The sequence below is a fragment of the Celeribacter sp. SCSIO 80788 genome, assembly GCF_051054295.1.
GTDB lineage: Bacteria > Pseudomonadota > Alphaproteobacteria > Rhodobacterales > Rhodobacteraceae > Celeribacter.
Genome location: NZ_CP150482.1, coordinates 1,244,440 through 1,270,855 on the forward strand (window position 1 = coordinate 1,244,440; position 26,416 = coordinate 1,270,855).

Genomic DNA, 26,416 nt, shown 5'->3' on the forward strand with positions numbered 1-26,416 from the left:
TTTGGACGGCCCGTGCGCCGTACAGCGTATGACAGAGGCCATGTATGACCCCGCCGACCGATCCGATGCCTTCCTCTCTGACCGATGACTCGCGAGACACGGAACATTTCCGTGACACATGGCCCTATTTCTGGATCGACCGCGCCAATGCCTATTACATGCGCGCGCTCGACAAGCGGCTCAAACCGCTGGGCATCGACACGCCGCGCTGGCGGGTGCTGATGTCGCTTTATGAGCAGGATTACATGTCGGTCTCCGAGATCGCCGAGTTTTCCACGCTCAAGCTCAACACCACGACCAAGATCGTTCAGCGCATGGTCGCCGCCGGTCTGGTCCAGACCCGGGTACGCCCGACCGACGGGCGCGTGACCGAAGTCTGCCTGACGGAAAAAGGCGACGACCTGCGCGCCAAGGCGCTCGGCGAGGTCAACCGCATCCGCGACGAAAGCTTTTACAACACCTCTCCGGCCGAGCTTCAGACACTCAACGAAATCCTCGCGAAGATCTCCAAAGATCTCGCCCGGATGATCTGAACAGCGCCCCGTCGCGATCTGCATCAGCGCGACCCCGTCACGAGGTGATGGTAGTCGCGGCTGAACCAGACCAACCCGTGCCGCGCCTCAGAGGCCAGCCGAACCGCCTCGACCTGACAGAAGAACACGGAATGCGTGCCCTCTTCCTGACGGCCCGAAATGCGGCAATCGAAGGCGACGTTTGCGTCGGACAAAAGCGGCGCGCCGGTCGCCTCCGTGACCCAGTCGCCATAGGCAAACCGGTCCACACCCTCGACATAGCGGGCGAAACGACCGGAGAGCTCCTGATGTTCGGCGGCCAGCACATTGACCGCCAAAACGCCGTTTTCCACGAATTTATCGTGCGCATAGGCGCTTTTGTTGATGCAGACCAGAAGCGTCGGCGGATGGTCCGTCACCGAACAGACCGCAGACGCCACGAGCCCGTGCTTGCCCGCAGGTCCGTCGGTGGTGATCAGGTTCACCGCCGCGCCCAAACGGCTCATGCCTTCGCGAAAATCGCGCTGGGTTTCCGTCAGTTCCGTCATGGCTCAGATATCCAACACCAGTTTCGGCCCCTTGGCCCGCGAACAGCAGGCACAGATCACATCGCCATCCTCGCGCTCTTCCTCGGTCAGGAATTGATCGCGATGGTCGATCTCGCCCGACAGCACATCGGTCAGGCAGGTGCCGCAGACGCCCTCTTCGCATTTCACCTCGATCTTGATCCCTTCGCGCGCCAGAGCTTTCGCGATGGTGTCGTCGGCACCGACGGTGATGGTCACGCCCGATTGCGCGCATTCGACCTCGAAGCTGTCGCCGGTGAGTTCCACATCCGCCGAGAAATATTCGCGGTGGACATTGGCCGTCGCATGACCTGCACCCTCGGCGGTGTCGATCACCCAGTCCATGAAGCCCTGCGGACCGCAGACATAGAGATGGGTGGCGACATCGGGCGCAGGAAGATCGCGCGTGAGATCGAGCTTTTGCGCCGCGTCCATATCGTCGAAGTGGAACACCACCTTGTCGGCAAAGCCGCAGCCCTTGAGCTCATCCATGAAGGCGGTGACGCCTTCGGAGCGGGTGCAGTAATGCAGCGTGAAATCCTTGCCGATCGCATGGAGCCGCTTGGCCATCGCGATCATCGGCGTGATGCCGATGCCGCCGCCCAAGAGCACGGTGGTCTCCGCATTTTCATCCAGCGGAAAGTGATTGCGCGGGCCTTCGACGGTGAAGACCGCGCCTTCGACGGCGGTCTCATGCACCTTGACGGAACCGCCCCGGCTCTGCGGGTCTTTCAACACGCCGATCTCGTAGAACCCGGTCTCCGCCGGGTCCGAGCAGAGCGAATATTGCCGCCACATGTCGAGATCCGGCAGGTAGAGATCGAGATGCGCGCCCGCCTCATAGGGCAGGATCGCGCCGCCGGCTTCCGGCGCGAACCGGATGCGGGCAATGTCGCCCTTGTCGTCGATCCGGGCAATGACTTTGAGGTTTTGTGCGTTATCGGTCATCACTATCTCACATAAAGCCCGCCGTTGACGTCCCAACAGGCGCCGTTGACGAAGGCCGCCTCGGGACTGGCAAGCATCACCACCATCTGCGCCACGAACTCGGGATCGCCGAGACGCTGCACCGGAATATTGGCGATGGCCGCCTCGATCTTGTCGCCCAGAACACCGCGCACCATCGGCGTGTCCATCGGACCCGGCGCAATGGCGTTGCAGGTGATGCCAAACGGCGCGAGATCGCGGGCAAACACTTTGGTCAATGTCAGGATCGCGCCTTTCGAGGCGGCGTAATGCGCGCCCGTCGCGGTGCCGCCATTCTGGCCCGCCAGCGAGGCCATGTTGACGATCCGGCCATAGCCGCGGTCCTTGAAGTGGCGGGCGAAGATCTGGCTGCCGGCAAAGGTGCCACCGGCGTTCGTCGCCATGATGTCGTTGAACGTGGCCGGGTCGATCTCCATTAACGGCTGCGCCATGGTGCGCGCGGCGTTGTTGACCAAAACCTCGACGGAGCCGTAGCGCTCGATACATTTATCCAGAACGCTTTGGAAATCTTCGGGTTTCGAAATATCCAGCGTTGCCGTGATCGCGGTCTCGCCCGCAAGGTCCAGCTCGGAGGCCAAAGCTTGCGCCTCCTCGCCGGGATTGATGTCGGCGATCACCACGCGGTAGCCCGCCTTGTGCAGCGCGCGCACGACCGAGGCGCCGAACCCGCGCGCCCCGCCCGTGACAACAGCGGTTTGGATTTTCTCAGGCAAAGGGGCCACCATCAGAACAAATAGCTGAACGAATTCAGCATCCCATCGGAGTTGAGCAGTCGGATCACCTTTTGCTGGAGCTTGAACCCGCCCTCGGTGACTTTGAGGATATATTCGACATTGCCCGCCCAGATGCGCTGGCGGCCGAATTTGTCCTCGACCAGATGTTCGGCGCAGGAGACGGTGATCAGATCGCCCTCGGCGGCCTCGATCCGAAACCGCGACAGGGTGCGCACGGTCTGTGCGGGCGGCGCGGACGAGATCGAGAACCCGGCATGAAACCGGCCGACCCGGTCACGCCGCATCTTGGCGTTGTCGTAGCACAGGTTGACGGAGTTTTTGAAATCCACCGTGTCGCCGATGGGCATGATGTACAGCCCGTCTTCGGTCCAGAGATCCAGCCAGTCGTCATATTCCTTCAGGTCGAGCATGGCGCTCTCGGCCCAGATGAAGGCGGTGACATCGGCCAGCATGGATTTGGCGTCGATTTTGCTCATCTCGGTCATTTCGACATCATCCTTTTCCACATTTTGTAAGCGGCACGCATGCCGGTTTCGGCGGAGATATGGCCGCGCGGGCCGAACTCGCCCGGCTCTTCGTCGACCATGCCGCGGTTCACGAGGATCTTGAGATCCGGTCCACCCTTGGTGCCGCGCTGAATCCGTTCCCAGACCTCAGCATCGTCCGGGGAACCAAAGCCCATCGGCCCCTGAAAGTGCTCGTGCAGACGGATACGCGCCTGGTTCGCCGCGTCCGGGCCGCCGTCCATGCCGATAGCGATGTGACGAATGTCGGTCTGCTCCACGTTGATCGGGGTCAGCACGCGGAAGAACGCGAGCGAGAAGGACACGTTCGGGAAGAGATTGAGGTTGAACCCCGCCCCGCTCACCGCGCGGACGATTTTCTTGACCTGATCTTCCGGATAGCCCTCATCGCGCAGCTCCTGCGCCAGATCGGCAAAGCGTTCCGGGATCGGCGCATCGAGATTCTCGTCGAGATCGACCAGCTCGGGGATCATGGTCATCACAGAGTGACCGTTGCCCAAGTCTTCGACATAGCCGACGCCCTTGTCGAGGAAGTCGAACATCTCTTCGGTCTGCCCGTCGAGCGTCTGCATGAAGCTCTTGTGCACGATCGGGAAGTGATAGGCGTCGGTGGTGTTCTCCAACTGCACTTTCCAGTTCATCGGCACGGAGAACTGATGCTCGCCCAGCACCTTCACCGGGAAGCCGCCACCCTGTTTCATAAACAGGTCGATATATTTGCGCACGCCTTCACCAAGGAAGTCTTCGAGCGGTTCGATGTCTTCCTTGAAGGTCGCAAACACCATGCCGTTATAGGCTTCGGTACGCAGTTTAATGAGACCGTGCTGGGTCTTGTCGAAATCGTCGCCGTATTGCTCCGGGTAAGGCAGCGCGCGGAGCGAACCGTCGAGGCCATAGCCCCAGCCGTGATAGGGGCATTGGAAGGAAGAGGTCTTGCCCTTTTTCACTTCGCAGACGGTGGCGGCGCGGTGACGGCAGCGGTTGACCATGCAGTGGATCTTGCCCTTGCGGTCGCGCACCACAATCACCGGCTCAAGGCCGACTTGGCTCAGTTTGAACGAGCCTTTGTCAGGGAATTCGCTTTCATGCGCGACCCAGACCCAGGTGTTCTTGAAAATCTTCTCCATCTCTTCCGTGAAGAGTTCGGGATCTTCGTACATTTCGGTGGCGACCAACGCGTTCTTCTCATCGTAGAGCGCATCGAGATCGCTGAATTTCGGCATATCGAGAGACATGTCGTCCTCCTTACGTTGCGGACTTAAAGCTGCGGGATTTCGAGAGCACGGCCCATGCGCGCCTCGACGGTCATGTATTTCCAGAGACGGTCGTTGCCCTCGCCCACCACGATGGTGCGCAGAAGGTTGCAGGCCGCCATGACATCTTCGCGGGTCGGGAAATCGGCCATGATGTACCAGGTGTAAGGGAAGCCCACGGAGGCGCCGACAAAGGTCTGGTCGTCGTCGAAAGTGCCGACGATCTCGACGCCTTCCATCTGGTCGATCTTGAACATCAGCTCTTGGGTGGCTTTCCAGACCGGGCCGATCTGATCGAACGGCAGGCTGAAAAACGCGGCGTGGTTGTTGAAGCACAACAGGGTGCGGATCGGTTTCTTATCGCTCATGTCTCTGGTCCTCTCTGAAGGAAAATCTTTGGAATATGTCTTGGAACTGCGCGGGCGTTAGGGGTAGCCCGGCCCCACCCCGTCAGGGGTGACCGGGCCCCGCCCCGTCAGGGGTAACCGGGCATGGTCGGCTGATCGAAGAACCCGGCCCCCGCAGCCGTCCACGTCCCCTCGCCCATGAAGGCGTGCTGCGCCACGCAAGCGGCGTCCACCATGCAACGGCCAAGCGTATGGCCCGTCGCCATCACGCCGGAGCCGCCGATGACAAAGGCCATGCGTGCGACTTCGGCCCCGTCGCGGGCCGCTTTCGTGGCCACAAGACGCAGACGGATTTTCATGTCCGGGCTGACCTCGCCGGTGGTGTTCAACTCGTCCCACCCGGCCTCGATCGTGTCGTAAAATGCGGCCCGTGCACCCATCAAAATCCCCTGCGCCTTGGCGAATTCCGCCTGCACATAGGGCCGCGCGCCGGGGTTCGGCGCACCGGTGATCGAGGCGCGCTGACGGGCATCCTCGACAAGGAAATCCAAGGCCTCGCGCGCCGCACCCAAGGCCACGACGGCCAGAACCTGCGCCGCCAAAGCCATCGCCGGAAAGCGGAAGATCGCATCGTCCAAAAGCGGCTTACCGCCCCGGATAAAGGTCCATTCGGGGGCCACCACCACGCCCTCGGCCACGGCGTCATGCGATCCGGTCGCCGACAGGCCGATGGTGTTCCACGTCTCGTCCACCGTCACCTTGTCGCGCGGCATGACGGCCACGCGCGGCAGCGGCGTGTCATCGCCCTCGACCTTGATGCCCATGCCAACGATGGAGGACCCCATGATCCCCGAACACCACGGCCAGCGGCCCGACACCTTGAATCCGCCCGCGACCTTCTCGGCCTTTTGCGGCGGGAACATCGCCCCCGCGAACACCGTGTCCGAGTCCTTGCCGTAGATCGCCGCGTAAGTCTCGGGCGGAAGCGCCGCGAGATAGGTGGCAGAGACCCCGAAGGACGCGACCCAGCCGGTCGAGGCGTCGGCGGCGGAAATATCCTCGATCAACCGGCAGAAATCGGCGGGGCTCAGCTCGTCGCCACCGAAGCGCGCCGGCACGAAGGCGCGGTACGCGCCGATCTGTTGCAGCTTTTTTACCATGTCGAGCGGCACGTGGCGCAGCTTGGTAAACTCCGCCCGGCGGGCGCGAATTTCTTCGAGCACCCCCACATAGGCGGCTTTGTCGGCCTGTTCAAAAGCCAGTTTCGAAAGATAGGTCATTGGGTACGGTCCTTTGACTGAAACAGCGGAATGCAGGACGTGATCCAGCTCGCGATGGCGCAGAGCTTGGCGTCCTCGCCTTTGCGTCCGATGATCTGCAACCCGATGGGCAGACCGGCATTGGAGCGCGCAGGCAGGGTGATGGCGGGGTGACCCGACAGGTTGAACGGGCGCTGAAAACGGGTGAGCGAGAGGACGTTCTGCGGGTCCTTCGCCTCATCGAGCGTCGGCGGCACGGTCGGCAGCGAGGGCGTAACCAAGGCGTCATAGCGCTCCAGAAGCGCGTCCACCTCGGCGGTGAAGCGGCTGCGGACCGCTTCTGCCTCGGCGCGCTGCGCCTCCGTGATCTTCATGGCATTGGACAGGCGCGCGGCGATGTCCGGCCCAAAGGGCGCACCCGCGGCCAGCATCGGCCCGAATTCCTGCGCCATCTCGTGCGACATCACCACCATGCCCGCATCGAAGGCCGCCGCAAACGAGGGCAAAATCTCATAGGGCATGTCCGGGTAAGCATCCATCAAGGCATAGACCAAAGGATCGCCCACCTCCGCGTCGACCCCTTCGGATTTGATCCGGCCCAGTTTCGGCGCGTGGATCAGGGTCTCGGGGGTGAATGTCGGGTCGATCGCCGCCATGGCTTTGGTCAGCATCTCCATGTCGCGAGCAAAAACGCCGGGACAATCGAGCGAGCTTTTGAGCGGCGTCAGCCCCTTGCGGCTCACCCGGCCATAGGTCGGCTTGATCCCGATCACGCCACAACAGGTCGCAGGCTGGCGCACCGATCCGCCGGTGTCGGTGCCCACCGCAAAATCGCAAAGCCCCGCCGCCACAGCCACGGCTGAGCCCGAAGACGACCCACCCGGAATGCGATCCGGCCAGATCGGGTTGACCGGCGTGCCGGTAAACCCATTGACCCCGGTCATGCCGAAGGCGATCTCATGCATATTGGCTTTGCCGACGATCTTGCAGCCCGCATTGAGCAGCGCGTCGACCAGATCGGCATTCTCCGTGGCAGGCGCGCGGGAGGCAAAGGCCTCGGAGCCACAGCCCGTCACCGTGCCGACAATGTCGATACAATCCTTGACGACCACGGTCGGCTCGTCCCCGCCAAGGGACAATTCACCGACCAGCGTCGCGGCGCTGGGAGCATGTGCGTTCATCTTGTTTTCCCGGTTGGGTTCTTATGGCCGCTCTCACGGCTCTTTACGGTAACTTTCACGCAATAAAACAGTCAGTCAAGTGAAAACTGAAATAAATCCTTTACCCAAACAATCTCTTTTCGTAAAAATCATTTACAGTAATTTTACCGCTTTAAATCCCAGCACGCCCGGCCAGAAACGATCAAAAACTAAGCAGGGCCCGTCTGAAACAGCGAGCGCGAGTCGCGCAAGAAAGGACAGCAATGTCACAAGACACCACGCACCTCATCACCACCCTCACCCGCCGCATCGAAAACCTCGAGGCCGCCAACGAAGTCCGCAACGTCCAGATGCGCTACATGTTCCTCTGCGACACGCCGCTGCCGGAATACGGCGTCAAGGACGACGCGGAACGCATCGATCTGATCATGGAACTCTTCTCCGAGGAGGCCGTCTGGGAAGGTGTCGGCGAATATTACGACGGCCAGTTCGGCCGCGCCGAGGGCAAAGCCGCCGTGCGCCGCCATTTCGAAGGCTTCTGGGGCGGCAAGACCGACCCGGCGCTGATCCTCAACTGCCATTATGTGACCTCCGAGCAGATCCACGTCGCGGAGGACGGGCTGACCGCGACGGGCCAATGGGTGCATATGCAGCCGTGGCTCTTTTCCGACGGCAAGGCGCTCTTGCGCTCGTCGCGTTTGTTCAACGCCTTCAAGAAATGCGACGACGGCGTCTGGCGCTACACCCGCAACCGGACGGAGAACGTCTTCGTCGCGCCCCTCCCGGCCACCTGGGCCTCGGATTACCCGTCCAAATCCGTGTTGATGAAGCCGTAAGCGCTTATCACCACACAAAAAAGGGCGCCTAGAGCGCCCTTTTTCATGCAATCGCAAAGCTCACCAAAGCGCCAGTTTCGGGAAGACCAGTGTCAACACCAGAATGCCGATCTGCATCGCCACAAAGGGCAGAACAGACCGATAGACCTGGGTGATCTCCACATCCGGCACGGCGTTTTTCAGATAGAACAGCGCCATGCCCACCGGCGGCGTGAGGAACGACGTCTGCAAACAGATCGCCATCAGAATCGCCACCCAAGCCGGATCGTGCCCCAAGGCCGTGAGCACCGGCAGGACCAGCGGCGCAACGATCAGGATGATCTCCATCCAATCGAGGAAAAAGCCAAGCAGGAACACGATGAACAGGATGAGGATCAGTGTCCCGGTGGGCGGCAGCGGGATCGCGTGCAGCGCGCCTTCGATCAGCTCGTCGCCACCGTAGCCCCGCAACACGACCGAAAAACACGACGCTCCGAAGATCAGCGCGAAGAGAAAGGCGGTGGTCAGCCCGGTGCTTTCGCAGACCTCCCGGAAATCCGCCCAACTGAGCCGCCGGGAGGCCACCGCGATCAAGGTCGCGCCCGCCGCACCGACGCCCGAGGCTTCTGTCGGGGTCGCGATGCCAAAGACGATGGACCCCAGAACCGCAATGACCAGCAGCAAAGGCGCCACCAGCGAGCCGAGCAGATCGCGGACCACCTCGCCCGCGCTGCGCCCCTCTTCCAGCGCCCGTGCGGGCGCGCGCTCCGGGTGCAGAATGGCGACAATGACCGCATAGACCACATAGGCCATGGCCAGCAAAAGCCCCGGGATCATCGCACCGCGGAACAGATCGCCGACCGGGATTTGCAACTGATCGCCCATGACGATGAGCATGATCGAGGGCGGGATGAGAATGCCGAGACAGCCGGTCGCGCCGACGATCCCAAGCCCCAGCCGGTCGTCATACCCCGCCCCGCGCATCGCCGGCATGGCGATGGTTGCAAGCAACATGACGGAGGCTCCGATGATGCCGGTGGAGGCCGCAAGAACGACGCCGATCAGCACGACAGACACCGCCATGCCGCCGGGGACAACCCGCAGCAAGGAATGCATCCGGGTCAGCAAACGCTCCGCCACGCCGGATTTGTCGAGCATCATCCCCATGAACACGAACATCGACATCGGGATCAGGGAATAACTCGACAGCGTGTCGAAAATCCGGTTGGCGACAAAGCCGATCATCCGCAGAGACGCCATATCCGCATCGACCGAGAAATAATCGAGGATCGTGCCCAGAGAAGCAAAGCCCACGGCCACCCCGCCCAGCACGAAGGCAATCGGATAGCCCGAAAACATCACCACAAGGAAGGTCGAGAACAGCAGAAAAACGAACAGAACATCCATCTCGGATCACTCCCTCCAGGTTTTCGGGCCGAAGAGAAACAAAAGCGATTTCAAAAGGATCGCCACGGCTTGCAGGAACAAAAGCGACAGCCCCGCCGCCATCACGCCCTTGATCAGGTAACGCGCCGGAAGACCCGAGGGCATCGGCGAGCCTTCTTTGAGGCTCCAGGAATATTTGAAAATCGTCCAGGCCGAGCCGGTGACATACCAGAGGAACGGCAGGAGCAGAAACACCACGCCCAGCACCTCGACAATCGCCCGCGCCGTGGGCGACATTTTTGCATGAAACGCATCGACCCGGACGTGAACGTCCTTTTGGTAGGCCCATGCGAGGCAGGACATCACCGCGATGGCGTTGAGATGCCATTGCAGTTCCTCAAGCTGAATGAACCCGAGGCCAAGCGCATAGCGGGAAAACACGTTGACCAGAATGGTGAGCATCAAAAGCGGCAACACGAGACTGCCGATGCGCCCGATCCCGGCGATGAACCGTTCCGTAAGTGAGATGAGTGCGGTCATGATGGCAAGGCGCCGGAGGATCGCTCCCCCGGCGCGCGTCTCTTAGCGGCGCTCGGACCAGGCAGCGGTTTTGGCGCGGTAGGCCTCAAGCGAGTCCCAGACCCGTTTGAAATCCTCGTCCTTGGCGACCTGCTCCGCGATCACTTCGTCGAAAGCCACATGCAGCCCGTCGAGCACCTCCGGCGGGAAGCTCTTGATCTCCACACCGGCCTCCTCAAACGTCGCAATCGCATCGCCATTGGCGGTCAGCGTCGAAATCACGGAGGTCAGGTTGACCGCCTTGCAGGTCTCTTCGATCAGGGTCTGCTGCGCCGGGTCGAGGCTGTCCCATTTCGCCATATTGACGATCAGCTCGTTCATCGCCGCAGGTTGGTGCCAGCCCGGCAGGTAATAATATTTGCCGACGTCCTGAAGCCCCAGCGTGATGTCGATCGCGGGCATCGACAGCTCGGTGCCGTCGATGATGCCCTTTTCCATCCCCGGATAGATCTCGCCGCCAGGCAAAAGCACGATGGACGCGCCAACCTTGGCCATCGCCTCCCCCGCAAGCCCGGCGAAGCGGATTTTCTTGCCCTTCAGATCATCGATGGAATTGATCTCGAAATTGTACCAGCCGCCAGCCTCGCTATCCATGAGGCCGCAGGGAATGGTTTTCACCCCTTGCTTGGCGTAGATCTCGGCCCAGATGTCCGCGCCGCCGCCCTCATAGAGCCAGCCGGTGTGGGTCAGCACATCCGGTCCGAACGGGATACCGCCGAAAAGCTGCACCGCCGGAAAACGACCGGCGACATACAAGGGCGAGGTGATCCCCGCGTCCAACGTCCCCTGTTGCACCGCATCGAAGATTTGCAGCGACGGCACCAGTTTGCCCGCGCCGTAGACCGTCACGTCGAGCGCACCGTCCGAGGCCGCATTCAGCTTCTCGCCCAGATAGGCGGCATTCGCACCCGAGGCGGGCATGGTCAGCGGCCAGGCGCTTTGAATATCGAGCTTGGTGCCGCCCGCCAGCGCCGGGCCAGCCACAGTCGCCGTCACGGCCAACGCGCCGAGGGTCTTTTTGAAGGTCGATGTCATCGGTGCAGTCATCTCACGTCTCCTGTTGAATGGGATGCCGCGACGGATCGGACAAACGCGAAACCAATCGCGCAACGCTGGTTTTCACCCGTGACAGGTCGGTAAACAATCCTGTCAGGACAGGGATGCGCTGAACGGTGCGTTTGGCCGGATCGTCCGGCAGTTTTACGTTATTATTACCGTAATAGATGACGGACACCCAAGGCACCTGTCAAATGGTTTTCCTGAAAATTAGATGACAAAGCACACAATGCTCAAAAAACAGGCGCGCCATCGGCCAGCACCTGCCCCTGCATCGCGTCACGCAACACACGAAACCTCACGACACACAGCTCCACTCCGGTACCCGCCGCCCGTCGCCCGTCACCCGTCGCACAGAGATCGCACAGGGAGGGGCGCGCAAAGAGGGGATGACCCCACCGCGCTTTGCCGCTAAAATTCGCGAAAATCCTTTCGAAAGAAGCACATGACACAGCCCGTCATCGTCAACCAGATCGACCCGGAGTTCGGCCAGACCCTCTCCGCCCACCCGTCCCTGCCGCGCGTCATCGACCATTTCGACCGCGACCGGCCATGGGACCTGCCCGAAGACGCAGACGTGCTCGTCACCCGCGCCTTCCGGTCGTGGCTCAACGCCCCCGAGACGCACGATCTTCCGGCGCTGAAATGGGTTCAGACCTTTTCCACCGGGATCGAGATCTACCCCGACTGGCTGATGCGGGACCGCGTGGTGACCAACGGTCGTGGCCTGACCGCGCCGCAGATCGCGGAATATGTTCTGGCGGCCATGCTCTTGGTGGAAAAGGATATTTACGGCGCGCGCACGACCTCACTCGATGATTGGGGCACGCGGGTGTTCGGGACGCTGGAGGGCAAGACGCTCGGCCTCATCGGCTATGGCGCGATTGGCGAAGCGGTGGCAAAGCGCGCGCGGGCCTTCGACATGAAGATTCTGGCCTGTCGGCGCGGCACGTGGCGCGAGGTGCCAGAGGGGATCACGCCCTGCACTACGCCCGAAGAGGTCATGACCGGGTCCGATCATGTGGTGATCGCCATGCCTTTAACGCCCGAAACGAGCGGCATGGTGGACGCCGCCCTGCTCTCTCACGCCAAGCCCGGATTGCATCTGCTCAACGTCGCGCGCGGGGCGCTGGTGGATCAGGGCGCACTTTTGCGGGCGCTCGATGCGGGGCAGTTGGGCAAGGCGACGCTCGACGTCACCCATCCGGAACCGCCCACAGCGGAGGACCCGATCTGGACCCATCCCAAGGTGCTTCTGACCCCGCATGAATCCTACAAAGGCGGTCTGTCGGAGCGCGCCCGGTTCGAACGAAAGACGCTCGCCAATCTCGACGCATGGCTCGCGGGCCGACCGATGCTGGATGTCGTCGATCCGACCCGCGGCTATTGAACGCCGGGGATTACGTGACCCGTCTTACGCACCGGTGAAATTCGGCACGTCGACCGGTTCGAGATCCGCCGGGCCTTGCCCCTCCTCGATCTTCTGACAGGCGACCGGGTAATGGTCGGCGGTGGTGCATTGCGACACCGGGTATTTCTCCACCTGATCGCAGGCGGCAAGGGTCAGCGTGGCAAGCGCCACAGGCAGGATCAGTTTTGTCATTTCACGGTTCCTCATGAAGTTTCTCCCTCTATGAAGCCGTTTTGACAAAACCGTCAATATGAGAAAGCCTCAAAAATGAACGAAACGGTTCACTTTTTGCAACAACGAAACCCTCTTCCCCTTTGACCGCGATGCTTTACGGTCTTCGCCGAACCACAAGGGGCAAGAAATGACACGCATCTGGATGGCATCGACCCTTCTGCTCGCGGGCTGTTACGGCTTCGTCGTCGATCATCAAAGCTACGGCACAGGCCGCGGCCCGACCGCGCACCTGTCGATCACCGCAGATCACCGGCTCGATCATCTGAACCTTTCGCACTGTGACGACAGCGCCCCGCCGCTCGTTCTGGTCGCGCGCAAAAGCGACGATCCCCGCCGCGATCCGGCCTGGGCGATCACCCTCGACGCGAACACCTGCTACGAGGTCGAAGCCCGCTCGTGGCGGCTAAATTTCTACAAACGCCTGACGCTTGCCCCCGATGCGGTCGAGCGCATCGTACTCGACTGACTTCAGGCGATGATCTCGAATTTGGTGACGTCCACCATGCCCCGGTCGGTGATCTTGAGCGCCGGAATGACCGGCAGCGCCAGAAACGCCAGTTGCAAAAACGGCTCTTCCAGAGTGACGCCCAGAGAGGCCGCCGCCGCCCGCAAATCGACCAAATGATCGCGCACCACCTCGAAAGGCTCAAGGCTCATAAGCCCCGCCACCGGCAGCGCCAGCTCGGCCAGAACCTTGCCGTCCCGCACCACAACAAACCCGCCCTCGATCTCAGACAGCCGGTTCGCGGCCAGCGCCATATCGGCGTAATCGACGCCGACGCAGGCGATGTTGTGATGGTCATGACAGACCGTCGAGGCAATCGCCCCGGCCTGTAGCCCGAAACCTTTGACAAAGCCCGAGGCGATATTGCCGTTCTTGCCGTGCCGTTCGATCACCGTGATCCGCGTCAGATCGCGCGCCGGGTCCGGGGCCTTGTCGCCATCGACAATCGGCACGGTTTCCTTGAGGTGCTCGGTGATGATCTTGCCCTCGATGATCCCGATCACATCCACCTCCTCGCGGTTGCCGGTGGCGCGGAACTGCTCCGGGCGGACCTTCGGCGCCTTGACCGATCCACGCCCCACAGGTGCCACATGGCCGCGTGCCGCAAAGGCCTCGTCCGTCACTTCAACTCCGCCCGCGAAAACCTTCTGAGCATTGCAGTTTTCCAGACTGTCCAGCACAACAATATCGGCCCGTTTGCCGGGCGCGATCATGCCGCGATCCTTCAACCCAAAGGCTTCGGCCGCCGACAAAGTCGCCGCGCGGTACACCGCCAGAGCGGGACTTCCGAGCGAAATCAGCGTGCGGATGACGTAGTCCAGATGCCCGTATTCGCCGATGTCCAGCGGGTTCCGGTCATCGGTACAGAGGCACATATAGGGCGCGCTCAGATGTGTCAGAAGCGGTTGCAGCGCGTGCATATCCTTAGACACCGAGCCTTCGCGGATCAGAACCCGCATCCCCTTGCGCAGCTTTTCGCGCGCCTCCTCGGCGGTCGTGGCCTCATGTTCGGTGCGGATGCCCGCCGCGATATAGGCGTTCAAATCCCTGCCCGAAAGCTGCGGACAATGGCCGTCGATATGGGCGTCCTCGAACAGCCGGATTTTCTTCATCGCCTCGGGATCGCGATAAATCACGCCGGGGTAATTCATGAACTCGGCCAAACCGATGCCCGAGGGATGCCCCATCACCTCGGCCAGATCCCCGGCCAAAAGCTCCGCCCCCGCCGTTTCCATATGCGTGGACGGCACACAGGACGACAGCTGCACCCGGATCGACATCAGCGTATGTTCGGACGCCGCCTGGAAATAGCGGATGCCCGGCAGGCCGATGACATTGGCGATCTCATGCGGATCGCAAATCGCCGTCGTCACGCCCCTCGGCAAGACGCAGCGGTCAAACTCAAAGGGCGTCACCAGCGAGCTTTCGATGTGCAAATGCGTATCGATGAACCCCGGCACGATCACCTGGCCGGTCACGTCGATCTCGCGCTTGCCCTCGTAGCGCTCATAAACGCCCGCGATCCGGTCGCCCACGATGGCCACATCACCGACAATCAACTCGCCGGTCATCAGATCGAAGATCGAGCCATTCTTGAGCACAATATCCGCCGGTTCCTCGCCCCGCGCCACTGCAATCCGATGTTCCAGATCCGCCATTTCCGCCTCCTTAAACCCGCACTGCCGGCACGCGCTCGACATCCTCGGGCAGGCCCAAAGCCGCCCGTTCCGCATCGCGCCGCGGCACCAGCCAGACGACCCGCGCGCCCTTCTCATAATCTTGCATCACAACCTGACGCTGGTCCGACAAAAGCCAGCCCTCCGTGCCATGGCTCTGCCCCACGATCACCCGCTCCGCATCGCGCCGCGCCAGTTCCAGCATCGGGGCAAATTCCGCCTCGGCACAGACAATGAGATCGGCCTCCTGCAACCGCTGCACCGCGCGCAGCGTCAGCAGATCCGGGTCTGGGCTTCCGACCGGCAAAAGCGCCACGGCGCCACGCCCCGCGTCGCCGGGCGCACCGCCCGCCGCAATCGCCGCCTTGATCCGTTCCGCCGCCTCGCGTTCGGCCCCGCGCGCATACAGATTGCGTGGCGCATCGTGATAGACCCAGCGCCAGAACGCCCGGCGTTTCTCGCGCGGCACGTCCTTGGCCACCGCGTCGCGCAGCCGCCCGCCGAGCGCCACCAACTCGCCCAGACGCGGCTCCAGCATCTCCTCCAGCCGGGTCTTGATCTGGCGCGCCAAAACCGGGGCCGCCCCTTCGGTACCGATTGCCACCACCAAAGGATCGCGATCCACCAGCGACGGCGTATTGGCTTCGCAAAGATCGGGCCGGTCCACGACGTTCACCAGCGCGCCCGCATCGCGCACGATCTGCGCCATGCGCACATCGCACTCCTCATCCTCGGTACAGACAAAGACCAAGGCCGCATTGGCGAAAACATCCGCTGCCGTTTCTGCGGTGATCTCCTCCGCAAGCTGAACCACCCGCCCCTCGGCCACCAAAGCCGCCAGTTCCGGCTCCAGCTCAGGGGCCGCCAGCACGATCCGCGCTTCGGTCTTGAGCATCAGCCGCGCCTTTTGCGCCGCCGTCTCACCGCCGCCGATGATCACGACATCGCGCCCGGTCATGCGCAGGAACATGGGAAAGAATTTCATAGGGCGCGGCCTCTTGATGGACTTTCACCCAAGGTCCCCCATTGGCCGGGAAATGACAAGCCTGTCTCTTTTGCGCACCGGTCTTAACCTGATTTTTACCCCTGCGCGCCCAAATCCCCTGTGATCGAGGGCCTAAAGCTCTGGTCAAAAAACCTTTTCTTGACAATCTCAAACCTAGGGGCACCGTGAATCCCGACAAGTTTCATTTTGCAAAGCGTGACATGCCCTCCTCCAACCCGGCCTCCCCCGCGTCAGACGCTCAAAACGACGACTTTTTGGACCTCTTCATCATCGGCGGCGGCGTCAATGGCTGTGGCATCGCCCGCGACGCGGCGGGCCGGGGCCTCAAGGTCGCTCTGGCCGAAATGGGCGATCTGGCGCAGGCGACCTCCTCGGCCTCCTCGAAACTCTTTCACGGCGGTCTGCGCTATCTCGAATACGGAGAAATCCGTCTGGTGCGCGAGGCTTTGGAGGAGCGCGAAGTTCTGCTTCAGGCCATGCCGCATATCGCCTTCCCGATGCGCTTTGTCCTGCCGATCTCGAAAGAGATGCGGTTCGACGCCGACACGCCGATCTCGAAGCTGTTGAAATACACCATGCCATGGCTCAAAGGCCAACGCCCCGGCTGGATCATCCGCATCGGGCTTTGGATGTATGACCATCTCGGCAAACGCAAAATTCTGCCCGGCACCACCGGCTATGATCTTGCCGGTCGTCCCGAGGGCGCACCGTTGAAAGACATGTTCAAACACGCGTTCGAATATTCCGACGTTTGGGTCAATGACGCGCGGCTCGTGGTGCTCAATGCCATGGACGCCCGCGATCTCGGCGCGCGTGGTGGGACGCGGACGCGCGCGGCGCGATCTATGGCCTGACGCGCAACACCGGCCCCAATGAGTTCGCCCGCGCCGCGCTCGAAAGCGTCGGCGACCAAACCCGCGACCTCATAGAGGCCATGCATGCCGACTGGACCGCGCCGCAAAACACGACCCTGCGCGTCGATGTCGGGCTTTCCCCCAACCCGTTTGCCATACAATTCCTCGCCGACATCCTGGGCGCGCCCGTCGACCGGCCCGCCAATTTGGAAACCTCCGCCCTGGGCGCCGCCTATCTCGCGGGTCTCGCAACCAGCCTCTGCCCGGAGCCTGAAGCCTTCGCCAAAACCTGGCGCGCGGAGGCCTCTTTCAGCCCCCAAATGGACGCGGCCACCCGCGCTGCAAAATACAGCGGCTGGACCGACGCCATCCGCCGCACACTGACGCGCCAAGGGTTTTCTGATGGCCTAAATACTCAAAAAGGCGGGGTTTTCCCCGCCTTTCCCGTCAGATGAACCGGCTCACAAGGTTTTCCAACCGCTCCTGCCGCCCCGAGCGCGGCTCCGGGTTGATCGCGTCGGCCAGCACCCGCGCCTCGATCCCTTCGAGATCGCCATGGTCGAGCATATCCGCATTCTCCGGCATGCCCCAATCGGCATAGCGCGCCGCCCGGTTGGCCTCCAGCCTCCCGTCCTCCAACAGCGCCGCCGCCGCTTTCAGCCCCCGCGCGCAGATATCCATCCCCCCGACATGGGCCAAAATCAAATCCTCAGGGTCCAGAGATTGCCGCCGGATACGCGCGTCGAAATTGGTGCCGCCGGTGGTGAAGCCCCCCGCTTTCAACACCTCGTAATAGGCCAGCGCCACCTCATGCGGCGCGTTCGGAAACTGGTCGGTGTCCCAGCCGGACTGGTAATCGTTACGGTTCATGTCGATCGAGCCGAAAATCCCCAAAGAGGCCGCCAGCGCCAGCTCATGCTCGAACGAATGCCCCGCGAGGATGGCGTGCCCTTGCTCGATGTTCATTTTCACTTCATTCTCAAGCCCATAGCGTTTGAGAAATCCGTACACCGTGGCCACGTCGAAATCATACTGGTGTTTCGAGGGCTCCTGCGGCTTCGGCTCCACCAGAATAGCGCCTTTCCAGCCCCGCTTGTGTTTGTACTCGACCACCATTTCGAGCATCCGCGCCGCCTGATCCGCCTCGCGCGTCAGATCGGTGTTCAGGAGCGTCTCATAGCCCTCGCGCCCGCCCCAAAGCACATAATTCTCGCCACCCAGCCTGATCGTCGCATCCATGCAACTCTTGATCGTCGCCGCCGCATAGGCAAACACCTCCGGGTCCGGGTTGGTCGCCGAACCGGCCATGAAACGGCGGTGGGTAAAGAGATTTGCCGTGCCCCACAGGAGCCGGGTTTTCGAGCCTTCCATCTTCTCGGCGAAATAGTCGGTGATCTCTTCGAGATTGCGTTTGCTTTCGGCGAAATCCGCGCCTTCGGGCCGCACATCCGCGTCGTGAAAGCAAAAGAACGGCGCTTGCAGGATGTCGAACATCTCGAAAGCCACATCGGCCTTCAGCTTGGCCTTCGCCATGCCCTCGCCAAACCACGGGCGCGCAAAGGTCCGCCCTCCGAACGGATCGCCGCCCTCATAGGCAAAGCTGTGCCAATAGGCGACGGCAAAGCGCAGATGCTCCTCCATCCGCTTGCCCATCACCACCTCATCGGGATTGTAATGTTTGAAAGCGAACTCGTTGTCGCTGTCCGGGCCTTCATATGTGATCTGCGGGATATTTTTGAAAAACTCTGTCATGTCAGCCCCTTAAGTGCATGTTGTGCGGCCTTGAACCGGGCGAACCCGTCACCATAGGCCTCTGTCAGATCGGCCACCGGCTCGATCGTCGCCTGAATGCGCGGCCTGTGGGCAATCTCCGCCCCCACGCCGGTCGCGGCCATCATCCCCAGACGCGCCGCCCCGAACGCGCCGCCGAAATCCCCCGCCACCGGCAGGTCCACCGGCACGCCCAGAGCCGTGGCGATGGCCTGAAGCCAGTAATGCGATTTCGACCCGCCGCCGACAGCCAGCAGCCGGTCGATCTTTGTGCCCGTGGCGACCAGCGCCTCGGCGCAGTCCTTGAGCGCGAATGTCACCCCTTCGAGCACCGCGCGCGTGCCTGCCGCCGTGTCGGTCGCATGTTCGAGACCGATGAACGCTCCCCGGATTGCCGCATCGTTCAGGGGCGTGCGCTCGCCGCCCAGATAGGGCAAAAACTGCGTCTTCCCCGGCGCTTTCAAATGGGCCAGCGGCGCGGTCAGCTCCGCCGCGCCCTGCCCGACAAACCGCCCGTACCAGTTGAGCGCATCCGTCGCGGCCAGGATCACGCCCATCTGATGCCATGTCTCCGGCAGCGCATGGCAAAACGTATGCACCGCCGTCGCAGCCGCCGGCCGATAGCCGTCATTCGCCGCAAACAACACGCCAGAGGTGCCCAGGGACACAAAGGCCTGCCCCGCTTCGACGACCCCCGCGCCGATGGCCGAGGCCGCGTTGTCACCGCCGCCGCCCGCAATCACGCAGACCGCCGGCACGCCCCATTTCACCGCCAATTCCGGGCGCAACTGGCCGGACACTTCCGAGCCTTCGACCAGACGCGGCATGAAAGAGCGGTCCATATCGGTCGCCGCCAAAAGATCGTCCGACCAGTCCCGCGCGCCCGTATCGAACCACGCCGTCCCCGCGCTGTCGGACATCTCGCCTGCGAACTCTCCCGTCAGGTACAGCCGCAGGTAGTCTTTCGGCAAAAGCACCTTGCGGACCCGCGCGAAGATCTCAGGCTCATGGGCCTTCACCCAAGCCAGTTTCGGCGCGGTGAAGCCCGGAAAGACGATGTTGCCGCTGATCGCGCGAAACTGCGGATCGGCATCGAGCGCGGCGGCCTCCGCATATGACCGTGTGTCGTTCCACAGGATACAGGGCCGGAGCACCTCGTCCTCGGGCCCCAAAAGCGTCGCGCCATGCATCTGACCCGAAAGCCCGATGCCCCGAACGCCCGACAGATCGGCCTTCCCGGCCAGCGCCGCCATCACCGCATCGCAGGCCGAAATCCAAGCCGCCGGGTCCTGTTCCGACCAACCGTCCTGTGGGCGCTCATTGGTCAGCGCCGCGCTGGCCTCGGCGACGACGTTCTGCGCCTCGTCGATCAGCAGGGCTTTGAGACCGGAGGTCCCCAGATCAAGTCCGATATACATATGCGATCCGTTTCAATAGGCCTGCGGCGGCTTTTTCCCCATGATGATCATGCCGAGAATGTCCTCGTCCGTGACCTCGCCCACATTGACCGTGCCGACCTTCTGGCCGTTCTTCATCACCATCGCCCGGTCGCAGAGCCGCATGACGTTGTGAATGTCGTGCTCGATGAGGAAAATCCCCAGCCCCTGCGCCTTCAGCTCCTCGATCAGTTCGGCCACCATCTGCGTTTCATGCGGCCCCAAAGCGGCGGTCGGTTCGTCCATGATCAGGATCTTGGCGTTGAAATAGACCGCGCGGGCGATGGCGACAGATTGCCTTTGACCGCCCGAAAGTGCGGAGACCGGCACTTTGAACTTCTGGAAATTCGGGTTGAGCCGCCCCATGATCTTGCGCGTTTCCGCCTCCATCGCAGGCTCATCGACAAAGCCCAGAGGCGTCACCAGCTCGCGCCCGAGAAACAGGTTCGAAGCGGCATCAAGATTGTCCGCCAAGGCGAGCGTCTGATAGATCGTCTCGACATTGTATTTGCGCGCATCGCGGGTGTTGCGGATCTCGGCATGGGCGCCGTTGATCAAAATCTCGCCCGCATCCTTCTGATAGGCACCGGAGAGGCATTTGATCAGCGTCGATTTGCCCGCACCATTGTGGCCCAGAAGGCCCACGACCTCGCCCGGATAGAGATCGATCGAGACGTGATCCACCGCCTTGACGCCGCCAAACGCGATGGAAATGTCCTTCATCTCGACCAGAGGCGTGCCGGTGTTCGGATTGCTGCTCATGATCGTCTCTCCTTACACTTTGAGGCCGAGTTTCTTGCGGTACTGGATGTCGATCCAGACCGCGAACACGAGGACGGAGCCGACGACGATGTTTTGAAGCGGCGCATCGACGCCCACCATCGCCATGCCCGATTGCAGCGACTGCATAATGAGCGCGCCCAGAATGGCCCCGTGAATGGTGCCGATCCCGCCCGAGAGCGCCGTGCCGCCGATCACCGCCGCCGCAATCACGCGCAGCTCGTCCAGAGTGCCGATGTCATTGGCGTGCGACGCCAGACGGGCGGAGGCGATCACCGCAGACAAGCCGCAGAGAAACCCCATCAGCGCGAAAATCTTCACCGTCAGGAGTTTGGTGTTGATCCCCGAAAGCTCCGCCGCATCCGGGTTGCCGCCCGTTGCGAAGATATATTTGCCGAGCCGCGTCTTCTTCGCGAGCAGGGTCATGGCAATCGCCACCACGATCAGCACGATGACCGACACCGGCAGCCCATAGGCCTCTGTATAGCCATCGGGCAGCACCTCGCCACGCGCCTCGAAGATGCGCCGCAGCTTGCCGGTCGGAATATCATAGGCGTTGAGCGTGGCGATATAGCCAAGGATCACCGCAACAGAAATGCCCCCAATCGTCAGCTCCGCCCAGAGCGGTTTCGTCGGAAACCCATGGGTCTTGCGCGCCTGACGGGCATTCCAGATCGCATAGAGTGCAAAAGCCGAGGCCAAAAGCCCCACGCCCCACGACAGCGCGACACCCAGCGTGCCCTCCGCACCGCCCAGCACGAGATAGGTCTTGTCCAGGGGCGCAATCGTCTGGCCGTCCGTGAGATACCACCCGACATAGCGCCAGATCAGCAGCCCGCCCAAGGTGACGATAAAGGCCGGGATGCCCTGATAGCCGATCAGCCAGCCGTTGAACGCCCCGATCAAGGTGCCGATGGCCAGACAGGTCAGGATCGCCAGCGGCGCAATCATCGGGTTGCCATAGTCGAGCCCGATCACCTGCGGCAGCCAACGCGCCTGCATCATCGCCCCCATCGCCGAGGCAATCGCCAGAACCGCACCGACCGACAGGTCGATGTGGCGGGTGACGATGACGAACACCATGCCGGTCGCCATGATCGCCACGGACACGGTCTGAACCGTCAGGTTGAAGGTGTTGCGCGGCGTGATGAACCGCCCGTCGGTGAAGAAATTGAACGCCAGAGCGATGGCGACAAACGCCCCCACCATGCCCAAAAGCCGCACGTCGAGCTCCAATTGCCCGAACAGACTTTTGCGCATCGCCGGAAGCCCGGCCTTCGCTGCGGTATCGTGATCGGTCGTTGCCATGAATTTCGCCCCTCCCAAAGGCGGCTGCCGCGCTTTCGCGGCGCCTGCGCGGGGCGCATACCCGCGCAGGTCCATGCTCTCCGTTGAGATCGGATCAGTTACAGGGTGACGGTCCGTCCGTGACGCCCTGACAGAGCGCGTCCTTGGTGATCCAACCGGCATCCACCACCACGTCGAGATTGTCCTTGGTGATCGGGATCGGCGCGAGGAACATCGCCTTCATATCCTTGCCGCCCGGCGTCGTGAAATCGACCGTCCCCGGCACATCCGCGGCCATCATGCCACCGGCCAGTTCCACCGCGATCTCCGCGGCGTTCTTGCCAAGTTCGCGACTGTCTTTCCACACCGACACCGTCTGAGTGCCAAGCGCGATGCGGTTCAGCGCCGCGTGATCGCCGTCCTGACCGGAGACCGGAATCCCCGCCATGCCCTGCGCCAAAAGCGCGGCAACCGCGCCGCCCGCCGTGCCGTCGTTCGAGGCCACGACCGCGTCGACCTTGTTGTCATTGGCGGTCAGGATCGATTCCATGTTGCGCTGCGCATTGGCCGGAAGCCAGGCGTCGGTATAGGCCTCGCCCACAATGGTGATGTCGCCCGCGTCAATCGCCGCCTGCAACACCTCCTGCTGACCGCCACGCAGGAAATCCGCGTTCGGATCGGTCGGCGAGCCTTTGATCATCACGTAATTGCCCTTGGGCTGGGCCTCGTAGACCGCCTTCGCCTGCAACCGCCCGACCTCGATATTGTCGAAGGTCAGGTAATAGGCGCGCGGGTCCTCGATCAGCCGGTCATAGGCGATCACCGGGATCTCCTCATCGGCGGCCATCTGCACCGCCGGAATGACGGCCTGCGTGTCCTGCGCCAGAACGATCAACGCATCGACGCCCTGCGCAATCAGGCTTTCGATGTCGGAAAGCTGTTTGGCCGAGGACGATTGCGCGTCCGCCGAGACATAGGTCGCCCCTGCCGCCTCAAGAGCCGCCTTGATCGCGCCCTCATCCGTCTTCCAGCGCTCTTCCTGAAAGTTGGACCAGCTCACGCCCACCGTCAGCCCTTCGGCCATGGCGGACGTCGTGGCAGACGCCGTGAAACCGGCCGCCACAATCGTGGCCGCCATCAACATGGATTTACGCATGAATTTCCTCCCAAAGATTCACACCGTCGTCGCCCTCCTCCTCAAGAGACCAAACGACAGCCCGACTCGCAGCCGGATGTTAAAATCATGCCATATTTAATTCACCTGTCAAAAAAATAATCTCGCTTTTGCATAAAAATTAGGTGTAAATGAATCTTAAGACCCGCATAAACTCCTGAATTCCATGCTGCACAGCGGCATTTAATTAGGTGGATAAACTATGTGGCAGATCATAAAGGGAAGCGAGACGTGCCGGACACTGGCCCCATCCAAAACCGAACCGCCCAAAGCCCCGGCTGCGGCCCTTTGTTCCCGACCCCCGGAAGCAACGTCAAATCCACCCGCCAACAGCTTTTCGAGGCGGTGCGCGCCGCCGGTGCGATCTCGCGGGTCGACCTGTCGCGCCAGACCGGCTTTTCCCCCGCCACCGTGACTCAGACCGCCGCCGACCTGATCGCCACGGGGCTGATCGAGGAAACCGACCTGCCGCGCCGCGAGGGCGATGGTGGGCGCGGACGCCCGCCCGTCGGCCTCAAGATCCGGCCCTGCGCCGGGATGGTCGTCGGGGTGAAAATCTCCGACCGTTCGAACTCCGCCGTGGTGCTTGATCTCGCCGGTCAGCTTCTCGGCTCCGCCACCCTGCCCGCGCCGCCCACCGCGCGCAGCACCGAAGAAATCCTGACCGAAGCGGAAGGGCTCGTACAGGCCGCCCTGCAAGACGCCGGACGCATCGGCGCCCGCCCCGACGCCATCGCCCTCGGACTGCCCGGCATGGTGGATTTCGATCTCGGTCGGGTGCTCTGGTGCCCCTTCATGGAAGACTCCGACATTCCACTCCGCGATCTGTTGACCGCCCGCCTCGGCGCACCCGTTCGGATCGACAATGACGCCAACCTTCTGGCCCTCGCGGAGCTGTGGTTCGGCGAGGGGCGCGGGCTCGACAACTTCGCCGTGGTCTCCATCGAGCATGGCGTCGGCATGGGTCTCGTGATCAACCACCGCCTGCATCGCGGCGGCATGGGTCATGGCATGGAGATCGGTCACACCAAGGTGCAGCTCGACGGCGCGCTCTGTCGCTGCGGTCAGCGTGGCTGCCTTGAGGCCTATGTCGCCGATTATGCGCTGGTGCGCGAGGCGCATACCGCGCTCAACCTCGGCCATCAAAGCACCTGCGCCGACGATATGCTCGAAACCCTCTACCGACAGGCCAAGGAGGGCAACGCCTTGGCCCGGACGATCTTTTCGCGCGCCGGGCGCTATCTTGCCGTCGGTCTGGCGAATGTGGTGACGCTTTTCGATCCGGCCCTGATCCTTCTCTCCGGCGACCGTTTGCGCTACGATTTTCTCTATGCCGAAGAGGTGCTGAGCGAGACCCGCGCGCTCACCCATCGTCCCGGTCGACCGCCCACGCCCGTGGAAATCCACGCTTGGGGCGATCTGGTCTGGGCGCGGGGTGCGGGCGCGCTGGCGCTCGAATTTGCCACGGAGACATTGGTCGGATGATCCGCGCATTTGTGCTAGCCGCCTCCCTCGCCCTGCCCCGCGCCGGTCAGGCCCAGACCGTCCCGCAATTCCAAGACCGCTCCGACGCTCTTCCGGCGCAGATCTACGCCGGGGGCTGGGAGCATTACGTCGGCGGCGGGCTGGCGGTGTTCGATTGCAACGGCGACGGATTGCCGGAGATCTTCGCAGCGGGCGGCGCGATCCCGGCCAGCCTGATGCTCAACCGCTCCGGTCAGGGCGGTGCGCTTCGGTTCGACCGTGGCACCCTGCCGCTGATCACCGGCGTCACCGGCGCCTACTCGCTCGACATCGACAGCGACGGCACGCTCGATCTCGCCGTGCTGCGCGTGGGCGAAAATCTCTTACTCAAAGGCATGGACGACTGCCGCTTCGAGGTGGCAAACGACGCTTGGGGCTTTGACGGCGGAGACCGCTGGACCACCGCTTTCGCCGCCGGTTGGGAGGGCAACAATGACCGCCCGACGCTGTTCTTCGGCAATTACGTCAACCGCGACGACCCGAACGGCCCGTTCGAGGCCTGCGACGCGAACGAATTGCACCGACCTGCGGAACAAGGTTGGGCCAAAACCCCGCTCAGCCCCGGCTTTTGCACCCTCTCCGCGCTGATCTCCAAAGGCGCGCGCGGCGTCCAGAGCCTGCGGCTGTCGAACGACCGGCATTACTACGTCAAGGGCGGCTATGAGCAGGTCTATGACCTTCAGAACAATCGCTTTCTCGATGAGAGCGACGGTTGGGAGCGGGTCTCGCTCTGGGGCATGGGCATTGCCGAGCGCGACATCAACGGCGACGAGGTGCCGGATGTTATGTTGACCTCGATGGGCGATCAGCTTTTGCAATTCGGTCATCCGGGCGGCACCTATGAGACCGCGCCTTTCGAGATCGGCACCTATGCGCACCGGCCGCATCTGGGCGATGACGGGCGCGCCTCCACCGGCTGGGCGGCGGATTGGGGCGATGTGGACAATGACGGGCGCGTCGATCTGTTCATCGCCAAGGGCAATGTCGAGCAGATGCCCAACAATGCCGCGCGCGACCCGAACAACCTCTTGCAGCAAAAGCCCGACGGCACCTTTCGCGAGGTCTCGATCGCGGCGGGGGTCGCCTCTTTCGCCAAATCGCGCGGCGCGCATCTTGTGGATCTCAACGGCGACGGGCGGCTCGATCTGGTGGTGGTCAACCGCGACAGCCCGATGGAGCTTTATGAAAACGTCACCCCTTCGGGAAACTGGCTCGACATCAGCCTGACGCAACCGGGCGTCAACCCGCGCGGCGTCGGTGCGGTGATCGAGATTGCGACCGACGCGGCGACCCAGATACAGGAGATCACCGTCGGCGGCTCGCACGCCTCCGGCAAGGCGGTGCCGCTGCATTTCGGTCTTGGCGCGGCAGAGGCGGCACGGGTTCGGGTGACATGGCCGGATGGCACTGAAAGCGGCTGGGTTGAAATCGACCGGCTCAATCGCTGGGTGCAACTGGCGCGCTGAGCTTAAAGCGTTTTTCGTTTAACCTGAATCAGATTGAGCGAAAAGCGTTACCACACTGCATTGATGTTGCTGCGTTTCTCAAAAATTGAGTGCCTCAAGTTTTTTGAGAAACGCT

General features: G+C 62.4%; 26 protein-coding genes and 2 pseudogenes. 8 read left to right on the forward strand and 20 right to left on the reverse strand.

What is annotated here, in order from left to right; genetic code table 11:
- Nucleotides 1–44: 44 nt before the first annotated feature.
- Entirely contained in the window at nt 45–533 is a 489-nt protein-coding gene (locus tag V1471_RS06345; RefSeq protein WP_434287514.1) for a MarR family winged helix-turn-helix transcriptional regulator, read from the forward strand.
- Nucleotides 534–556: 23 nt separating this feature from the next.
- On the opposite strand, the gene V1471_RS06350 is transcribed toward V1471_RS06345, so the two are convergent.
- From V1471_RS06350 to V1471_RS06385, 8 genes are all read right to left on the reverse strand, one after another.
- On the reverse strand, nt 557–1,060 hold the full coding sequence (locus tag V1471_RS06350) for a flavin reductase (RefSeq protein ID WP_434287515.1): 504 nt from the start codon (nt 1,058–1,060) through the stop codon (nt 557–559).
- 3 nt (nt 1,061–1,063) lie between these two features.
- A complete protein-coding gene (locus V1471_RS06355) occupies nt 1,064–2,026 on the reverse strand; it encodes a PDR/VanB family oxidoreductase (protein WP_434287516.1) in 963 nt (320 codons plus the stop codon).
- 2 nt (nt 2,027–2,028) lie between these two features.
- Nucleotides 2,029–2,787 carry an SDR family NAD(P)-dependent oxidoreductase gene (locus tag V1471_RS06360; protein WP_434290876.1) on the reverse strand — a complete coding sequence of 253 codons (759 nt, stop codon included), beginning with the start codon at nt 2,785–2,787 and terminating at the stop codon, nt 2,029–2,031.
- A gap of 2 nt (nt 2,788–2,789) precedes the next feature.
- A complete protein-coding gene (locus V1471_RS06365; RefSeq protein WP_434287517.1) occupies nt 2,790–3,284 on the reverse strand; it encodes an aromatic-ring-hydroxylating dioxygenase subunit beta in 495 nt (164 codons plus the stop codon).
- Nucleotides 3,281–4,558, reverse strand: coding sequence for an aromatic ring-hydroxylating dioxygenase subunit alpha (locus tag V1471_RS06370; protein WP_434287518.1), 1,278 nt, complete (start codon nt 4,556–4,558; stop codon nt 3,281–3,283). The genes V1471_RS06365 and V1471_RS06370 overlap by 4 nt, the downstream gene beginning before the upstream one ends.
- A gap of 23 nt (nt 4,559–4,581) precedes the next feature.
- Complete coding sequence (locus tag V1471_RS06375; protein ID WP_107815323.1) at nt 4,582–4,944, reverse strand: hypothetical protein; 363 nt, start codon at nt 4,942–4,944, stop codon at nt 4,582–4,584.
- A gap of 107 nt (nt 4,945–5,051) precedes the next feature.
- On the reverse strand, nt 5,052–6,203 hold the full coding sequence (locus V1471_RS06380; protein ID WP_434287519.1) for an acyl-CoA dehydrogenase family protein: 1,152 nt from the start codon (nt 6,201–6,203) through the stop codon (nt 5,052–5,054).
- Nucleotides 6,200–7,363: an amidase gene (locus tag V1471_RS06385; RefSeq protein WP_434287520.1), complete on the reverse strand. Its 1,164-nt coding sequence runs from the start codon at nt 7,361–7,363 to the stop codon at nt 6,200–6,202. The genes V1471_RS06380 and V1471_RS06385 overlap by 4 nt, the downstream gene beginning before the upstream one ends.
- A 242-nt stretch (nt 7,364–7,605) precedes the next feature.
- On the opposite strand from V1471_RS06385, the gene V1471_RS06390 reads away from it, so the two are divergent.
- Nucleotides 7,606–8,178: a nuclear transport factor 2 family protein gene (locus V1471_RS06390; protein ID WP_434287521.1), complete on the forward strand. Its 573-nt coding sequence runs from the start codon at nt 7,606–7,608 to the stop codon at nt 8,176–8,178.
- A gap of 60 nt (nt 8,179–8,238) precedes the next feature.
- Here V1471_RS06390 and V1471_RS06395 read toward each other — a convergent pair whose 3' ends face one another.
- From V1471_RS06395 to V1471_RS06410, 4 genes are read right to left on the reverse strand one after another with little or no spacing between them, the layout of a single operon-like run.
- Nucleotides 8,239–9,564 carry a TRAP transporter large permease gene (locus V1471_RS06395; protein ID WP_434287522.1) on the reverse strand — a complete coding sequence of 442 codons (1,326 nt, stop codon included), beginning with the start codon at nt 9,562–9,564 and terminating at the stop codon, nt 8,239–8,241.
- 6 nt (nt 9,565–9,570) lie between these two features.
- Nucleotides 9,571–10,083 (reverse strand): TRAP transporter small permease subunit, encoded by a 513-nt coding sequence (locus tag V1471_RS06400; protein ID WP_434287523.1) that lies wholly within the window; start codon nt 10,081–10,083, stop codon nt 9,571–9,573.
- A gap of 42 nt (nt 10,084–10,125) precedes the next feature.
- On the reverse strand, nt 10,126–11,169 hold the full coding sequence (locus tag V1471_RS06405; protein WP_434287524.1) for a TRAP transporter substrate-binding protein: 1,044 nt from the start codon (nt 11,167–11,169) through the stop codon (nt 10,126–10,128).
- Nucleotide 11,170: 1 nt separating this feature from the next.
- Nucleotides 11,171–11,356, reverse strand: a complete 186-nt coding sequence (locus V1471_RS06410; protein ID WP_434287525.1) for a hypothetical protein — start codon at nt 11,354–11,356, stop codon at nt 11,171–11,173.
- Nucleotides 11,357–11,623: 267 nt separating this feature from the next.
- Here V1471_RS06410 and V1471_RS06415 point away from each other — a divergent pair, with 267 nt between their 5' ends.
- The gene (locus V1471_RS06415; RefSeq protein ID WP_434287526.1) at nt 11,624–12,568 is read left to right on the forward strand and encodes an NAD(P)-dependent oxidoreductase; all 945 of its coding nucleotides are present in this window, start codon (nt 11,624–11,626) and stop codon (nt 12,566–12,568) included.
- A gap of 24 nt (nt 12,569–12,592) precedes the next feature.
- Here V1471_RS06415 and V1471_RS06420 read toward each other — a convergent pair whose 3' ends face one another.
- Nucleotides 12,593–12,781 carry a hypothetical protein gene (locus V1471_RS06420; RefSeq protein WP_434287527.1) on the reverse strand — a complete coding sequence of 63 codons (189 nt, stop codon included), beginning with the start codon at nt 12,779–12,781 and terminating at the stop codon, nt 12,593–12,595.
- Between the two features lie 169 nt (nt 12,782–12,950).
- On the opposite strand from V1471_RS06420, the gene V1471_RS06425 reads away from it, so the two are divergent.
- Nucleotides 12,951–13,289: a hypothetical protein gene (locus V1471_RS06425; RefSeq protein WP_434287528.1), complete on the forward strand. Its 339-nt coding sequence runs from the start codon at nt 12,951–12,953 to the stop codon at nt 13,287–13,289.
- A gap of 2 nt (nt 13,290–13,291) precedes the next feature.
- Here the strand turns inward: V1471_RS06425 and ade are convergent, their stop codons facing one another.
- Nucleotides 13,292–14,986 carry an adenine deaminase gene (gene ade, locus V1471_RS06430; RefSeq protein ID WP_434287529.1) on the reverse strand — a complete coding sequence of 565 codons (1,695 nt, stop codon included), beginning with the start codon at nt 14,984–14,986 and terminating at the stop codon, nt 13,292–13,294.
- 10 nt (nt 14,987–14,996) lie between these two features.
- Entirely contained in the window at nt 14,997–15,989 is a 993-nt protein-coding gene (locus V1471_RS06435; protein ID WP_434287530.1) for an NAD(P)-dependent oxidoreductase, read from the reverse strand.
- 221 nt (nt 15,990–16,210) lie between these two features.
- Here V1471_RS06435 and V1471_RS06440 point away from each other — a divergent pair.
- Nucleotides 16,211–16,843 (forward strand): annotated as a pseudogene (locus V1471_RS06440) (FAD-dependent oxidoreductase); the annotation flags it as partial.
- Nucleotides 16,825–17,319, forward strand: a pseudogene (locus V1471_RS06445) (FGGY-family carbohydrate kinase); the annotation flags it as partial. The pseudogenes V1471_RS06440 and V1471_RS06445, both read left to right, overlap by 19 nt.
- Here V1471_RS06445 and xylA read toward each other — a convergent pair.
- From xylA to xylF, 5 genes are all read right to left on the reverse strand, one after another.
- Complete coding sequence (xylA, locus tag V1471_RS06450) at nt 17,312–18,616, reverse strand: xylose isomerase (RefSeq protein WP_434287531.1); 1,305 nt, start codon at nt 18,614–18,616, stop codon at nt 17,312–17,314. The pseudogene V1471_RS06445 and the gene xylA overlap by 8 nt on opposite strands.
- Entirely contained in the window at nt 18,613–20,052 is a 1,440-nt protein-coding gene (gene xylB / locus V1471_RS06455; protein WP_434287532.1) for a xylulokinase, read from the reverse strand. The genes xylA and xylB overlap by 4 nt, the downstream gene beginning before the upstream one ends.
- 12 nt (nt 20,053–20,064) lie before the next feature.
- Nucleotides 20,065–20,832: an ATP-binding cassette domain-containing protein gene (locus V1471_RS06460; RefSeq protein WP_434287533.1), complete on the reverse strand. Its 768-nt coding sequence runs from the start codon at nt 20,830–20,832 to the stop codon at nt 20,065–20,067.
- A 12-nt stretch (nt 20,833–20,844) separates the two neighbouring features.
- Nucleotides 20,845–22,110 carry a sugar ABC transporter permease gene (locus V1471_RS06465; protein WP_434290878.1) on the reverse strand — a complete coding sequence of 422 codons (1,266 nt, stop codon included), beginning with the start codon at nt 22,108–22,110 and terminating at the stop codon, nt 20,845–20,847.
- A gap of 142 nt (nt 22,111–22,252) precedes the next feature.
- Complete coding sequence (gene xylF / locus V1471_RS06470; RefSeq protein ID WP_434287534.1) at nt 22,253–23,293, reverse strand: D-xylose ABC transporter substrate-binding protein; 1,041 nt, start codon at nt 23,291–23,293, stop codon at nt 22,253–22,255.
- Between the two features lie 249 nt (nt 23,294–23,542).
- Between xylF and V1471_RS06475 the strand changes: the two genes are divergently transcribed.
- Together V1471_RS06475 and V1471_RS06480 are read left to right on the forward strand one after the other, a co-directional pair.
- Complete coding sequence (locus tag V1471_RS06475; protein WP_434287535.1) at nt 23,543–24,796, forward strand: ROK family protein; 1,254 nt, start codon at nt 23,543–23,545, stop codon at nt 24,794–24,796.
- On the forward strand, nt 24,793–26,301 hold the full coding sequence (locus V1471_RS06480; RefSeq protein ID WP_434287536.1) for a CRTAC1 family protein: 1,509 nt from the start codon (nt 24,793–24,795) through the stop codon (nt 26,299–26,301). The genes V1471_RS06475 and V1471_RS06480 overlap by 4 nt, the downstream gene beginning before the upstream one ends.
- Nucleotides 26,302–26,416: the final 115 nt, after the last annotated feature.